General features: G+C 68.5%; 12 protein-coding genes, 1 tRNA gene and 1 pseudogene. 8 read left to right on the top strand and 6 right to left on the bottom strand.

Going from position 1 to position 13,937, the window contains the following annotated elements; translation table 11 throughout:
- Nucleotides 1-82 precede the first annotated feature (82 nt).
- Nucleotides 83-166 (bottom strand) — tRNA-Leu (locus tag D8896_RS06140).
- 206 nt (nt 167-372) lie between these two features.
- On the opposite strand from D8896_RS06140, the pseudogene D8896_RS19835 reads away from it, so the two are divergent.
- Nucleotides 373-717, top strand: a pseudogene (locus D8896_RS19835) (four-helix bundle copper-binding protein); the annotation flags it as partial.
- Here D8896_RS19835 and D8896_RS06130 read toward each other — a convergent pair.
- The gene (locus D8896_RS06130; RefSeq protein WP_121821217.1) at nt 663-1,010 is read right to left on the bottom strand and encodes an HAD family hydrolase; all 348 of its coding nucleotides are present in this window, start codon (nt 1,008-1,010) and stop codon (nt 663-665) included. The pseudogene D8896_RS19835 and the gene D8896_RS06130 sit on opposite strands and share 55 nt — an antisense overlap.
- 83 nt (nt 1,011-1,093) lie before the next feature.
- On the opposite strand from D8896_RS06130, the gene D8896_RS06125 reads away from it, so the two are divergent.
- Nucleotides 1,094-1,573: a DUF309 domain-containing protein gene (locus tag D8896_RS06125; protein WP_121821216.1), complete on the top strand. Its 480-nt coding sequence runs from the start codon at nt 1,094-1,096 to the stop codon at nt 1,571-1,573.
- A gap of 40 nt (nt 1,574-1,613) precedes the next feature.
- Here D8896_RS06125 and D8896_RS06120 read toward each other — a convergent pair whose 3' ends face one another.
- Complete coding sequence (locus D8896_RS06120) at nt 1,614-2,213, bottom strand: DUF5789 family protein (protein WP_121821215.1); 600 nt, start codon at nt 2,211-2,213, stop codon at nt 1,614-1,616.
- A 182-nt stretch (nt 2,214-2,395) separates the two neighbouring features.
- Here D8896_RS06120 and D8896_RS06115 point away from each other — a divergent pair, with 182 nt between their 5' ends.
- Nucleotides 2,396-3,196: a M14 family metallopeptidase gene (locus tag D8896_RS06115; RefSeq protein WP_121821214.1), complete on the top strand. Its 801-nt coding sequence runs from the start codon at nt 2,396-2,398 to the stop codon at nt 3,194-3,196.
- Between the two features lie 54 nt (nt 3,197-3,250).
- On the opposite strand, the gene D8896_RS06110 is transcribed toward D8896_RS06115, so the two are convergent.
- The 3 genes from D8896_RS06110 to D8896_RS19730 are packed head-to-tail and all read right to left on the bottom strand — an operon-like array spanning nt 3,251 to nt 5,076.
- Nucleotides 3,251-4,162 carry a hypothetical protein gene (locus tag D8896_RS06110; protein WP_121821213.1) on the bottom strand — a complete coding sequence of 304 codons (912 nt, stop codon included), beginning with the start codon at nt 4,160-4,162 and terminating at the stop codon, nt 3,251-3,253.
- Nucleotides 4,163-4,214: 52 nt separating this feature from the next.
- Nucleotides 4,215-4,661 (bottom strand): UPF0179 family protein, encoded by a 447-nt coding sequence (locus D8896_RS06105; protein WP_121821212.1) that lies wholly within the window; start codon nt 4,659-4,661, stop codon nt 4,215-4,217.
- 25 nt (nt 4,662-4,686) lie between these two features.
- Nucleotides 4,687-5,076 (bottom strand): DUF5820 family protein, encoded by a 390-nt coding sequence (locus D8896_RS19730; protein ID WP_205596784.1) that lies wholly within the window; start codon nt 5,074-5,076, stop codon nt 4,687-4,689.
- A 580-nt stretch (nt 5,077-5,656) separates the two neighbouring features.
- Here D8896_RS19730 and D8896_RS06095 point away from each other — a divergent pair.
- The 5 genes from D8896_RS06095 to D8896_RS06075 are packed head-to-tail and all read left to right on the top strand — an operon-like array spanning nt 5,657 to nt 13,777.
- Nucleotides 5,657-7,729, top strand: a complete 2,073-nt coding sequence (locus D8896_RS06095) for a PrkA family serine protein kinase (RefSeq protein WP_121821211.1) — start codon at nt 5,657-5,659, stop codon at nt 7,727-7,729.
- Entirely contained in the window at nt 7,729-10,008 is a 2,280-nt protein-coding gene (locus tag D8896_RS06090) for a PrkA family serine protein kinase (protein WP_121821210.1), read from the top strand. The genes D8896_RS06095 and D8896_RS06090 overlap by 1 nt, the downstream gene beginning before the upstream one ends.
- Nucleotides 9,999-11,309 carry a YeaH/YhbH family protein gene (locus D8896_RS06085; RefSeq protein WP_121821209.1) on the top strand — a complete coding sequence of 437 codons (1,311 nt, stop codon included), beginning with the start codon at nt 9,999-10,001 and terminating at the stop codon, nt 11,307-11,309. Before D8896_RS06090 ends, D8896_RS06085 begins: the two co-directional genes overlap by 10 nt.
- 52 nt (nt 11,310-11,361) lie before the next feature.
- A complete protein-coding gene (locus D8896_RS06080; RefSeq protein WP_121821208.1) occupies nt 11,362-13,356 on the top strand; it encodes a SpoVR family protein in 1,995 nt (664 codons plus the stop codon).
- A gap of 31 nt (nt 13,357-13,387) precedes the next feature.
- On the top strand, nt 13,388-13,777 hold the full coding sequence (locus tag D8896_RS06075) for a secondary thiamine-phosphate synthase enzyme YjbQ (RefSeq protein ID WP_121821207.1): 390 nt from the start codon (nt 13,388-13,390) through the stop codon (nt 13,775-13,777).
- The last annotated feature ends 160 nt before the right edge of the window (nt 13,778-13,937 follow it).

The raw sequence follows: 13,937 nt of genomic DNA, 5'->3' as shown, positions 1-13,937 counted from the left end.
TTCAGTGAGACGTTTTGCGAGGGAAGATCGCCCCGAGAGGCGAACTTCCGCACTGTTTGCGAGGGCCCGCGTGGGCCAGCAGTGCGAGGGATGCGATTTGAACGCATGGACCCCTACGGGAGCGGATCTTGAGTCCGCCGCCGTTTCCAGGCTTGGCTACCCTCGCACGCGGTCGGCTCTTGTCCCGAATCGCTTAACTACTCTGCGATCTCGTCAGCGACGGCCCCGCACAGCGTCGGAGAAATCCATGGTTACGCCGACATGGTCGCCCCGTCGACAGGCCCTCGGCGACGGTTACGCGGGTTTCCCTGCGATGGTAACGTCACTTGGCGGCCGATAACGAAGTGCCGTGACGGCGTAGCCGCCGACGCGATGTCCCTGACCGAGATCAGTCACGTCGATGAGGACGACCTGATGGCGGAGTGCATCGACAACTGCTTCGAGGCGGCGCAGGCCTGCGAGTGGTGCGCCGACGAGTGCGCCGGCGAGGGCGAGGAGATGGCCGAGTGCCTGCGGCTCTGTCGCGACGTGGCGGACCTGACGACCATGCACGCGCGGTTCATGGCCCGGAACTCCGCGTTCAGCGAGGACCTGGCCGAAACCTGCGCCGACGCCTGCGAGGAGTGCGCGGACGAGTGTGAGCGCCACGACGCCGAGCACTGTCAGGTCTGCGCCGAGACGCTCCGCGAGTGTGCCGAGACCTGCCGGGAGATGGCGGGCACGTCGTCGTACAGCGTCTTCTCGCCGGCCCGGACTGCCTCGCGCTGTGCGGTCGAGGCCGTCTCGTCGCGCGTCCGCCAGAACGCGTCGCGGTCCAGCCCGTACCGGGCACACAGGTCGTCGAGCCAGTCCTCGGTGACGCCGAGAGCGAGCCCCTCGACGTGGCGGTCGGGCGGCGACTCGACGCCGGCGCGGGCGAACGCCTCGCGGGCGGCGTCGTGGAGCAGGTCGCGACCGGGCGGCGTGGTGATCACGCCGTCGTGGTCCAGCAGGATGGCGTCGTACGGCATTCGTGCCAGTGTTCCGAGGGGCGAACACTTCGGCGCGTCGATCCGCCGGAGGAGTTACCCGCGTCCGCGGCGACGATCCGGCCATGGACGACCACACGCGGGACCCGAGCGTCGGCCCGCCGGCCGGGGACCCGACGGGGTGGCGCGACGACGGCCAGTGGGAGCACGCCACGCTCCGCCGGGCGACGGTCCACGGGGTGCGGCTCTACAACGCCGGCGAGTTCCACGAATCGCACGACTGCTTCGAGGACGAGTGGTACAACTACGGCCGCGGGACGACCGAGAGCAAGTTCCTCCACGGGATGGTACAGGTCGCCGCCGGCGCGTACAAGCACTTCGACTTCCGCGACGACGACGGGATGCGCTCGCTGTTCGAGACCGCGCTCCAGTACTTCCACGGCGTGCCGCGGGACTTCTACGGCGTCGACCTGCTCGCCGTGCGGACGACGCTGTCGAACGCGCTGGACGACCCCGAGACGCTCCACGACTGGCGGATCCCGCTGGACGGCGACCGACCGACGGCGCGCGACGAGGATTTCGCGTACGCGGCCGGCCTGGAGTAGCGGCGGCCGCCTTCGACCGCGGTGGTTCGCCGGTCGCGGGTTAGACCCCGAGCCACTCGTCGTTCCGAACCTCGTACCCGTTCGCCCGACAGAACTTCGCCGCCTGCCGTCGCACTCCCCGCGAGTCCGGCACCTTGCCCTTCTCGGCGACCTGCTCGACGATCCAGTCCGCGACCGCTCGGACGCCCTCGTCGTCGTCGTCGGCGTCTATCGCCGTGAGCGCCCGGAACGTCTTCTCGTAGGCCTCTCGCTGCGACCGGCCGAGTTCCCCGTTCGGGAGCTCCTCGCCGGCCTCGACGACGCGTTTCATCGCCGCGGCGACCGTCGGTCGCTGGACTCGCGCCCGCACCGCTTCGGGCGAGCCGAACGCCTCCGCGTCCGTCGCCGGGACGAGTTCCTCGACGGGGTAGCTCCCGTCAGCCGACGCGACCGTCCGGTCGCCCACGGCGGCGACGACCTCCGTCCCGGTCGCCGGGAACTCAAGGGATTCGAGTTCCGCTTCGAGGTCCCCGAGTTCGCGCTCCTCGACCGGGGGCTCCGTCTCGTCCGAGCGCTCCAGTTCGATTGCGAGGTCGCGCTTTCGCTGTCGCCGCTCTGCGTCCCGCGCTTGCTTGTCTCGGCCGCTCTTGTCGTCTGCCATTCGAAACGGTACGCGACCCACGCGGATAACCCTGTGCAGGAGGTGGTCGGCCGAGGTGTCGGGCGGCGACACGTCTCCTTGGCGGGGTTCGGTCCGCTCCGTCGGCCGCCGACCCGTCGTGCCTCGTGGCGCCCGGGTGTGGATCTCAAGCCACTTTACCGAGGAGTTCGTGTCACGACACGATGCGTGTCGAACAGCGCGGCGAGGGGACCCCGGAGGTGGCCGTCGTCGGCGGGATCCACGGCGACGAACCCTGCGGCGTCCGGGCGGTCGAGCGACTGCTGGACGAGCCGCTCACCGTCGACAGACCTGTGAAGTTCATCGTCGCCAACGAGGAGGCGATAGCGCGCGAGGAGCGGTACGTCGACGCCGACCTCAACCGCGCGTTCCCCGGCGACCCGGACGCCGAGGAACACGAGCGCCGGCTCGCCGCCGAAATAAGCGAGGAGATCGAGGGCTGTCTGACGCTCGCGATCCACTCGACGCAGTCCTACGCCGAGCCGTTCGCGGTCGTCGACGGCATCGACGACCTCGCGCGGGAGGTCCCGCCGCAGCTCTCGGTCACGGCGCTCGTCGAGACGAGCGAGTACATCGAGGGCCGGATCTTCGTGGCGACCGACGCAATCGAGATAGAGGCGGGGCTACAGGGGTCGGCGCAGGCCGAGGAGAACGCGCTCCGGATCGCCCGGGAGTTCCTCACCGCGACGGGCGTCCTCCCGGGTGACACCGTTCGGCGCGAGGTGCCGGTGTACAAGCTGCTGCGGGCGATCGACAAGCGCCCCGCCACGGAGTACGAGGTGTTCGCGGAGAACTTCGAGCGGGTGACCGCCGGCGAGCCGTTCGCCGCCGTCGACGGCGAGGCGGTCACCGCCGAGACGGACTTCTTCCCGGTGCTGCTGTCGGCGTACGGCTACGCCAGCGTGTTCGGCTACGCCGCCGAGCGCGTCGGGAGCGTCGGCGGCGAGGTCACCATCGGCGAGTAGGGCGGCCACGAGGCCCAGCTCACCGACGAACGGAGCGCCACGCTCGCCGGTGGATCAGCCGCGTCGGTCGAGCAGCGCCTCGACGGTCGCCGGCGACTCGTCGACCAGCGCGGCGGCACCGGCGGGGTCGAGGTCGAGCACGTCCACGGCCGCAGCAGCGCCGCGGAGGCGGACGATACGCCGGACTTCGGCGTCGGACTTGGCCGCCGGAACCGTCGACGGGGTGTCGCCCATCGCCGACTCGCGGTGGTAGCCCGCCCGCACCACGTCGCGGGCGACCGTGTCGAGCCAGTCCTCCGGAGTGAGTTCGACTTCTTCCGCAGCGTGCTCGGCCTGATCCCCGGGCTGTTCCCCGTGGTCGTCGGACCCCTCCGCGGTTCCGTCCGCGGTCGGCGCGTCGCCCGGCGCGAGTTCGAGCAACCGCGCGGTCAGCGCGAGCGTCGCCGAGAGCAGGTGTGCGAGGTCGCCGTCGCTCCCGCCGCCGGCGTCGAACGTCACCCCGACGTCCAGCGCGAGGTCCCGGAGCTGGCGGGCCGCGACCGCCAGCGCGAGGTACGGCTCCGCGTCGGCCGGCGTCTCGGGTGCTGCAGCGAGCAGTTCGCCCTCAAGCTGGCCCGCGATCCGGACGACGACCCGGACCGCGCGGCCGACCGGGTCCGCGATGGGCAGGTCGGCGGTCAGCGCGGTCAGGCGCTCGGGGTCGGAGAGCAGCGCCCCGTCGCCGAATCGCTCGGCGTACCGGCGCGCACAGCGGGCGAACCGCTCGTCGGGGGGCGTCGTGAGCACGTCGCTGACGAGCATCTCGGGGTCGGGCAGCCCGAACGCGCCGGTCGCCTGCTGGAGCGTGGCGCGTAGCGGGTCGACGGCGTCGGCGAGCAGCGCCAGCGCTGCGGGCGGGTCGCCGGCGAACTCCGGGCCGCCGTCGGCGTCCCCCGCTGCGGGGGCTGGCGTGTCGGGGTCGTCCATGCACGCCGGTAGGGGCCGGGGCGACTTAACCCGCCGGCATTCCGCCCTGCGGTCACTCCTCGGGCGCGAACTCGACGAGCGTCAGGTCGCGGTCCAGCGCGCAGGTGTCGTGTGGCGGGTCGCCGACGACTTCGGCGATCTGCCGTTCCGTCTCGTCGTCCGCGCCGTCGGCGACGCAGAACTCGTGGCTGGGGCATTCGACGTGGGGGCAGGGACCGGCGAGGCTCGCTTTGCTGCCGGCGTAGGCGTTTTTCGACGGGACGTTCGCGCGGACCGGGGCCGGTTCGACCTCGACCGCGCGCACGTCGCCGTCGTGGACCGCGCAGTCGAGAGACTGGGCGTTCTCGCGCACGGTGACCACGCGGTACCTGACGCCTTCCGAGAGGTTCAGACACTGGTCGCGGTAGGGGCAGCCGTCACAGCCGGGGGCCTCGCCGTGGTAGACGAACTCCTCGTCGACGGCCGCGAGGCGCGTGCCGACGAGCGTGACCTGTGACATGGCCGACCGTAGTCGGCCGGATGGGTTAAGCTTCCCGACCCGTCAGTTCGTCCAGTCGCTCGAAGTACGACTCCCGCGGCACCTGGTACAGCGCGCGGTAGTCGACCTCGCCGGCCGCGAACGCCGCGGCGCGCTCCATGGCACCCTCGACGGCCGCCTCGCGCGAGTCGTAGCGCTCGCCGCCGTCGTCGACGTCGGGTTCGAGGAACAGCGTGACGTGCCAGTCCGCGCCGGCCGCGGGCGACTCGCCCGGCGGGCGGCCCCCCTTTCGGCCCCGGGTCAGATACAGCGTCGGGAGGCACTCGGCGGGGAACTCGCCGGCGTCGAACACGTCGGGGCGGTACGCGAGCACCAGCCGGCCGTCCGCGCCCTCGTTCCAGACGACCCAGCCGTCGGGCGTGTCGAGGTCGCTCATCGCGAAGCCGTACGCGTCCCCACCGTAAGGGGTGTACGGTTCCGCGCCGTAGTCCGGACGGGTCCGCTACCGGCGCTCGACGACCGCGCTATCACCGGTGTGTATATAAATGGGGCAGAATATGTCCGCGATCCTCCGGACCGGTGGCCGACGTTCCGGTTAATTCCGGAACGTTCATTGCGGATCTGATGGCGACAAATACCTTTTGGGGTTACGCTTAAGTTGCTCAGGAACTCATAGATTAAATACTATCGGTGGAGCCTGCCACCGTGCCACCCTCGCGCCCCGGATCGACTCAGTCGTCGACGACGTTCTCAGTCGCCCCCAGCGGACGAAGTGACGGTCTCGCGCGCGGGCATGACAGACGACCACACATGTCACGCTCCCGGGTAACTCGGATCGACGCGTCGTGGCCGCCGTCGGCGGAAGTCGCTACTGCGGCGTCGGGTGGGGACGACGGCAGGTGCGCGCCGAAGTTGCGGGGTCGGTCCCGCGCTCTCCCCCCGCTGCCAGTCGCCGCGGCGGTCGGGCCGACGGCCCGGCCGCCCGAACGGGTGGGCAACCAACCGACCGTGATACAATGACAGGAGATATCGACACGCTAGAGGAGTTGAGTCAGGAGTACCAGGACTCGGTCCCGGAGGACCTGCGTGCGGCGAAGCCGTTCGACTGGTACCTGGAGGAGGTGTACGAGTCCCCGAAGATCGCCCGCAACGCACACCAGCGCGTCGCGGACATGTTTGACTACTACGGCACCGAGTACGACGAGGAGGCCGGCGTCGTCGAGTACAAACTCGTCTCCGAGGACCCGGTCAACGACGGCGAGAACACGTTCTACGGCCGCGTGATCCACCAGGCGATCCACGAGTTCGTCAACAAGGTGAAGTCGTCGGCCCGCGGCCTCGGCCCGGAGCGCCGGATCAAACTCCTGCTCGGCCCCGTCGGGTCGGGGAAGTCCGCCTTCGACCAGCAGATCCGGGAGTACTACGAGGACTACACCGCCCGGGACGAGGGGCGGCTGTACACGTTCCGCTGGACGAACCTCTGTGACGTGATCGAGGACCAGGACCCGGCCGACGACACCGTCCGGTCCCCGATGAATCAGGACCCCCTTGTGCTGGTGCCCCACGAGCAGCGGGGGTCGATCATCGCCGACCTCAACGAGCGCCTCGACGCCCCGTACTCGATCCGCAACGAGCAGGCGCTGGATCCGGAGTCCGAGTTCTACATGGACCGGCTCCTGTCGTACTACGACGACGACCTGGAGCAGGTGCTCTCGAACCACATCGAGGTCGTCCGGCTCGTCGCCGACGAGAACAAGCGGCAGGGCCTGGAGACGTTCGAGCCGAAGGACAAGAAGAACCAGGACGAGACGGAGCTGACCGGCGACGTAAACTACTCGAAGATCGCCGTCTACGGCGAGTCCGACCCACGGGCGTTCGACTACTCCGGCGCGTTCTGCAACGCCAACCGCGGCATCTTCTCGGGCGAGGAGCTGCTGAAGCTCCAGCGGGAGTTCCTCTACGACTTCCTGCACGCGACCCAGGAGCAGACGATCAAGCCGAAGAACAACCCGCGGATCGACATCGACCAGGTGATCGTCGGCCGGACGAACATGCCCGAGTACAAGGACAAGAAGGGCGACGAGAAGATGGAGGCGTTCAACGACCGCACCAAGCGGATCGACTTCCCGTACGTCCTCTCCTACGAGCAGGAGGCCGACATCTACCGGAAGATGCTCGCCAACGCCGACGTGCCCGACATCAACGTCGAACCGCACACCCTGGAGATGGCCGGGCTGTTCGGCGTCCTGACCCGGATCGAGGAGCCCGACACCGAGACGGTCGACCTGCTCCAGAAGGCCAAGGCGTACAACGGCGAGGTCGACGAGGGCGACGAGGTCGACGTGAAGAAGCTCCGCGAGGAGGCCGAGGAGAAAGCCGACATCGGCGAGGGGATGATGGGCATCTCGCCGCGCTTCATCGGCGACGAGATCGCCGAGGCGATCATGGACTCCAAACACCGGAGCCGCGGGTTCCTCTCGCCGCTGACGGTGTTCAACTTCTTCGAGGAGAACCTCGAACACCACGGCTCGATCCCCGAGGAGAACTTCGGGACGTACTACCGCTACCTCGAAACCGTTCGCGAGGAGTACAAGGAGCGGGCGATCGAGGACGTGCGCCACGCGCTGGCCTACGACGTCGACGAGATCCAGCGCCAGGGCGAGAAGTACATGGACCACGTGATGGCCTACATCGACGACCAGACCGTCGAGGACGAGCTCACCGGGCGCGAGCAGGAGCCCGACGAGACGTTCCTGCGCTCGGTCGAGGAGAAACTCGACGTGCCCGAGGACCGGAAGGACGACTTCCGGCAGGAGGTGTCGAACTGGGTCTCCCGGCGCGCCCGCGAGGGCGAGGCGTTCAATCCGCAGGACAACGAGCGCCTGCGCCGCGCGTTAGAGCGCAAGCTCTGGGAGGACAAGAAACACAACATCAACTTCTCGGCGCTGGTCTCCAGCAACGAGTTCGACGACGACGAGCGCAACGAGTGGATCGACGCCCTGATCGAGCAGGGCTACTCCGAGTCGGGCGCTCGCGAGGTGCTGGAGTTCGCCGGCGCGGAGGTCGCCAAAGCCGAGATGGAGGACTGATGAGTCGCGGCGACGAGTTCGTCAGCGAGGCCGACCGCGCCCTCGAAGGGGCCTACGAGGAGCCGGTGAGCCTCGCCGAGTACGTCGACGCGGTGTTCGAGACCCCCCGAATCGCCTCCCACGCCTCGAAGTACCTGCTGGAGGCGATCGAGGCGGCCGGCACGCGGACCGTCGTCGAGGAGGGCGAGGAGACGGAGCGCTACCGCTTCTTCGACGACCCGCACAACGACGGCGAGCACGCCGTGCTGGGCAACACGGAAGTTCTGAACGCGTTCGTCGACGACCTGCGCTCCATCGCGGCGGGCCGGGCGAAAGACGAGAAGATCATCTGGTTCGACGGGCCGACCGCGACCGGCAAGTCCGAGCTGAAGCGCTGCCTGATCAACGGGCTCCGGGAGTACTCGAAGACCCCGGAGGGCCGGCGCTACACCGTCGAGTGGAACGTGGCGACGGCGGCCGACACCCGCGGCCTCTCCTACGGCGGCGACGCGCCCGCCGACGAGGACCAGTGGTACGAGAGCCCGGTGCAGGCACACCCGCTCTCGGCGTTCCCGGACGACGTGCGCGAGGAACTGCTGGCGGAACTGAACGAGGCGAACGACGACCACCTCGACGTCCGCGTCGAGGAGCGGCTGGACCCGTTCTCCCGAGAGGCGTACGACTACCTGGAGGAGGAGTACCGCCGGCGCGGCGTCGAGGACCTGTTCTCGGCGGTGACCGACGAGTCGCACCTCCGGGTGAAGAACTACGTCGTCGACGTGGGGCGCGGGATCGGCGTCCTCCACTCCGAGGACGAGGGCCAGCCCAAGGAGCGGCTGGTCGGCACGTGGATGCGCGGTATGCTGCAGGAACTCGATTCCCGCGGCCGGAAGAACCCGCAGGCGTTCTCCTACGACGGCGTGCTCTCGCAGGGCAACGGCCTCCTCACCGTCGTCGAGGACGCCGCCCAGCACGCCGACCTGCTCCAGAAGCTGCTGAACGTGCCCGACGAGGGCACCGTCAAGCTGGACAAGGGGATCGGGATGGACATCGACACCCAGCTCGTGATCATCTCGAACCCGGACCTGGAGGCGAAGCTGAACCAGCACGCCGAGAAGAACGGGATGGACCCCCTGAAGGCGCTGAAGCGCCGCCTCGACAAACACGAGTTCGCGTACCTCACCAACCGGAGCCTGGAGACCGAACTCGTGCGGCGCGAACTCACGAACGAGACCGAGGTGTGGGACGGCGACGAGGAGGCGGTCGAGGCGAAGATCGCCGAGCCGATCACCGTGGCCGTCAAGGACGCCGACGGCGACCTCAGGGAGCGCGAACTCGCGCCCCACGCCGTCGAGGCGGCGGCGCTGTACAGCGTCGTCACAAGGCTGGACGACGAGGATCTGCCGCCCGGACTCGACCTCGTCGACAAGGCGCTGCTGTTCGACCGCGGCTACCTCCGGGACGGCGACGAGCGCGTCGAGAAGGACGACTTCGAGTTCGGCGACGGCACGTCGGACGGCGACCACGGCATCCCGGTGACCTACACCCGCGACACGATCGCGGACCTGCTCCACGGCACCCCGGACCGCCACCACGCGGACCTGCCGGTCGAGGACGTGATCATGCCCCGCGACGTGCTGAACGCGATGGCCGAGGGGCTGACGGAGGCTCCGGTGTTCTCGCCGGGCGAGCGGACGGAGTTCGAGAACCGCGTCGTCCCCGTCAAGAACCACGTGTTCCAGCGCCAGGAGGATGACGTGCTCGACGCGATGATGCGCGACCGCCGGGTCGACGAGGAGACCGTCGCCGAGTACGTCGAGCACGTGTACGCCTGGGCGACCGACGAGCAGCTGGAGAACGAGCGCGGCGAGCGCGTCGACCCGGACCCGCTGAAGATGAAGGTGTTCGAGACCGAGCATCTCGGCCGGTTCTCGCCGGAGAGCTACGACGGCGACGAGGCCTCGCCGGCCGTCCGGCAGTTCCGCACCGAGAAGGTGATCACCGCGCTGAACCGCCACGCGTGGGAGCACCGCGGCGACGACTTCTCGGCGGCCGACGCCGACCTCACGGAGATCCCGGTGATCCGGAGCGTCCTCGAATCCCACGACTGGGAGGACGTGTCGCGGCTGTTCGAGGACTTCGACCCGCGACAGTGGGACGACCCGCCGAGCGACACCGAGACGGCCGCGATCAAAGCCGAGACGATCGACAACATGGTCGAACTGTTCGGCTACAGCGAGGCGTCGGCGGAGCTGACAAGCCGACACGTCATGGGACAGGTGAGCTACAAATGGGACTGAAAGACGACGTCGAGCGGTTCTACGAGGTGGGCGAGGAACGGCGCGAGGACCTCTCGGAGTTCATCCAGTACGGCGACCTCGGTGGGAGCCGTTCGGACGAGGTCCGGGTGCCGATCAAGATCGTCGACCTCCCGGAGTTCGAGTACGACCAGCTGGACCAGGGCGGCGTCGGACAGGGCGACGCCGACGTGGGCGACCCCGTCGGGCAGCCACAGCCCCAGCCCGGCGACGGCGACGAGGAGGGCGACCCCGGCGAGGAGCACGGCGAGCACGAGTACTACCAGATGGACCCCGAGGAGTTCGCCGAGGAACTGGACGAGGAACTCGGGCTGGACCTCGAACCGAAGGGCAAGAGCGTCGTCGAGGAGACCGAGGGGCCGTACAAGGACCTCACGAAGACCGGTCCCGACAGCACGCTCGACTTCGAGCGGATGTTCAAACAGGGCCTCAAGCGCAAGCTGGCGATGGACTTCGACGGGGAGTTCCTCCGCGAGGTGCTGAAAGTCGACGGCGTCGGCCCGGCGAAGGCGTTCGAGTGGGCGCGCGGCGAGTCGATCCCCGTCTCGCGGGCGTGGCTGGACGACGCGTACAGCGACATCCCGGCCGACGAGCGCGACGAGTGGGACAGCATCGCGGCCGTCGAGGAAAACGTCGAGCGCGAGACGGTGCAGGAGCAGATCCGCCGGGAGGGGATCGACCACGTCCCGTTCCGCCGGGAGGACGAGCGCTACCGCCATCCCGAGGTCATCGAGGAGAAGGAGAAGAACGTCGTCGTCGTGAACATCCGCGACGTGAGCGGCTCGATGCGCGAGCAGAAGCGCGAACTGGTCGAGCGCACGTTCACGCCGCTGGACTGGTATCTCCAGGGGAAGTACGACAACGCCGAGTTCGTCTACATCGCCCACGACGCCGAGGCCTGGGAGGTCGAGCGCGACGACTTCTTCGGCATCCGCAGCGGCGGCGGGACGAAGATATCCTCGGCGTACGAACTCGCCGAGGAACTGCTGGCGGAGTACCCCTGGAGCGACTGGAACCGCTACGTGTTCGCGGCCGGCGACAGCGAGAACTCCTCGAACGACACCGAGGAGGGCGTCATCCCGCTGATGGAGGAAATCCCGGCGAACCTCCACGCCTACGTGGAGACCCAGCCAAGCGGCAACGCCATCAACGCCACCCACGCCGAGGAAGTCGAGCGCCACTTCGGCGAGAACGACGACGTGGCCGTGGCGTACGTCACCGGTCCCGACGACGTGACCGATGCGATCTACGAGATCCTCAGCACGGAGGAGGACGAATCATGACCACAGCACAGCCACCGACCCCGGACGACTGCGGCCGCCACACGGAGGAACGATGAGCTTCGACCGCTACGAGGCGCGCCGGATCGCCGCCGACCTGCAGGAGCCGGTCGACGACGCGAACGAACTGGCCGAGCGCCTGGGGCTGGAGCCGTACCCGGTGAACTACTGGATCGTCGACTACGACGAGATGAACCAGCTCATCGCCTACGACGGGTTCCAGCGGCGCTACCCCCACTGGCGCTGGGGGATGAAGTACGACCGCCAGCGCAAGCAGGACCGTTACGGCGGCGGGAAGGCGTTCGAGATCGTCAACAACGACAACCCCTCACACGCGTTCCTGCAGGAGTCGAACTCGCTGGCCGACCAGAAGGCCGTCATCACCCACGTCGAGGCCCACGCCGACTTCTTCGCCAACAACGAGTGGTTCGGCATGTTCGCCGACGACCTGGACGCCGCGGCGATGCTGGAGCGGCACGGCCGGAAGATCGGCGAGTACATGAGCGACCCGGAGATCGACCGTTCCGAGGTCGAGCGCTGGATCGACAACCTGCTCTCGCTGGAGGACAACATCGACCAGCACCAGGTGTTCGACCCGGAGGTGCTGTCGACGCCCGACCCCGTCGAGACCGACGACGACCTGAGCGAGCAGCTCGCCGAACTGGACGTCTCCGACGAGGTGCGCGAGGAGGTGTTCAGCGACGAGTGGCTCGAACGGCAGGACGAGGACGGCGACTCCGTCTCGTTCCCGGACGAGCCCGAGAAGGACGTGCTGGCCTTCCTCCGCCGCCACGGGAAGCAGTACGACGAGGAGGCGGGGAAGGCCGACGAGATGGAGCCGTGGCAGCGCGACGTGCTCGACATGCTCCGGGCGGAGGCGTACTACTTCGCCGCCCAGAAGATGAGCAAGGTGATGAACGAGGGGTGGGCCGCCTACTGGGAGTCGATGATGATGGGCGAGGAGGCGTTCGCCGGGCCGGACGAGTTCCTCAGCTACGCCGACCATCAGGCCCGCGTCCTCGGATCGCCGGGCCTCAACCCCTACAAGCTCGGCAAGGAGCTGTGGGAGTACATCGAGAACACGACGAACCGCCGGGAAGTCGTCGAGAAGCTCCTGCGCGTCGACGGGGTGTCGTGGCGCAACTTCACCGACACGGTCGACTTCGACCGCGTGCTGTCGGCGCTGGAGCCGCCGGCGGCGCTCGATGCCATCACGGCGGACTCGCTCGACGCGGTGGCCGACCTCCCGGACGAGTACGTCGACCGCGAGGCGCTCGACCGCGCCCGCGAGGGCGAGATCGACGTGGACCGCCATCCATGGAAGATGCTCACCTACGAGGGGCTGGCCCGCCGACATTACTCGCTGATCAAGCGGCAGAACCGCGGGTTCCTCGCCCAGATCGGCCAGAGCGACCTGGAGCGCATCGGCCGCTACCTGTTCGACGACGCCGTGTACGACGACGTGGACGAGGCGCTCGCCGACGTGGACTTCTCGCGGGGCTGGGACCGGATGCGGGAGATCCGCGAGAGCCACAACGACGTGACGTTCATCGACGAGTTCCTCTCACAGGAGTTCGTCGACGCCAACGAGTACTTCACCTACGAGTACTCGCAGGCGACCGGCGGCAACCGCGTCGCCAGCACCGACTACGAGGACGTGAAACAGAAGCTCCTGCTCCAGTTCACCAACTTCGGGAAGCCGACCATCGCGGTGTACGACGGCAACTACAACAACCGGAACGAACTGCTGCTGGGCCACCACTACAACGGCGTGATGCTCGACATCGAGCAGGCCAAGCGCACGCTCGAACGCGTCTTCGAGCTGTGGGGGCGCCCGGTGAACCTCATGACCATTGTCAAGGAGGTCGACGAACACGACATCGAGGTCGCCAAGCGCCGGAACAGGGAGCCGGAACCGGAGGAGCGCGGCAAACTGCTCCGCTACGACGGCGACGAGCACACCGTCGAGGACCTGCCGTGGGAGGAGGTCGAGGGGATCGCTGCCAGCGACGTGGACTACGACACCAAGCCCGACGAGTGGCTGGCGTAGGCTTTTCTCCGGGGTGGCTCACGCTCCTCCTATGCCAACCCGCTTCACCGTCGACACCGACGAGCGCCTGACGACCGTCGACGTGACCGACCGCGTCGCCGCGGCCGTGCCCGACGACGCAGACGGCGTCTGCACCGCCTTCGTCCGGCACACCACCGCGGCGCTCGTGGTGCAGGAGAACGAGTCGCGACTGCGCGGCGACGTGGCGGATTTCCTCGCCGAACTCGTGCCCGACGAGGGCCACGCACACGACGCGCTGGACGGGAATGCCGATTCGCACCTCCGGGCCACGCTGCTCGGGCCGAGCGTCTCGATCCCGGCCGCGGACGGCGACCTCGAACTCGGGACGTGGCAGTCGGTCCTGCTGGTCGAGTGTGACGGCCCGCGGAGCCGCGAGGTCGCGGTGGCGGTGGCCGACTGAGGCGTACCGACCGGGCCGGCGGTCGGCGACCTGTTACAGCGGTAGCGAGGCGAAAGCCCACGGTTTTAGCCGTGGGATGAAGCCGACAACTGGGGAGCAAACCACGGGTATCGGTCCGCCCGATATTCCCACATTTTAACACTCTCCAGATATCCGTTAC

The sequence above is a fragment of the Halostella salina genome, from assembly GCF_003675855.1.
Lineage (GTDB): Archaea > Halobacteriota > Halobacteria > Halobacteriales > Natronoarchaeaceae > Halostella > Halostella salina.
Note: the sequence above shows the minus strand (reverse complement) of the source record. Positions and strands in the feature narration are given on the sequence as shown.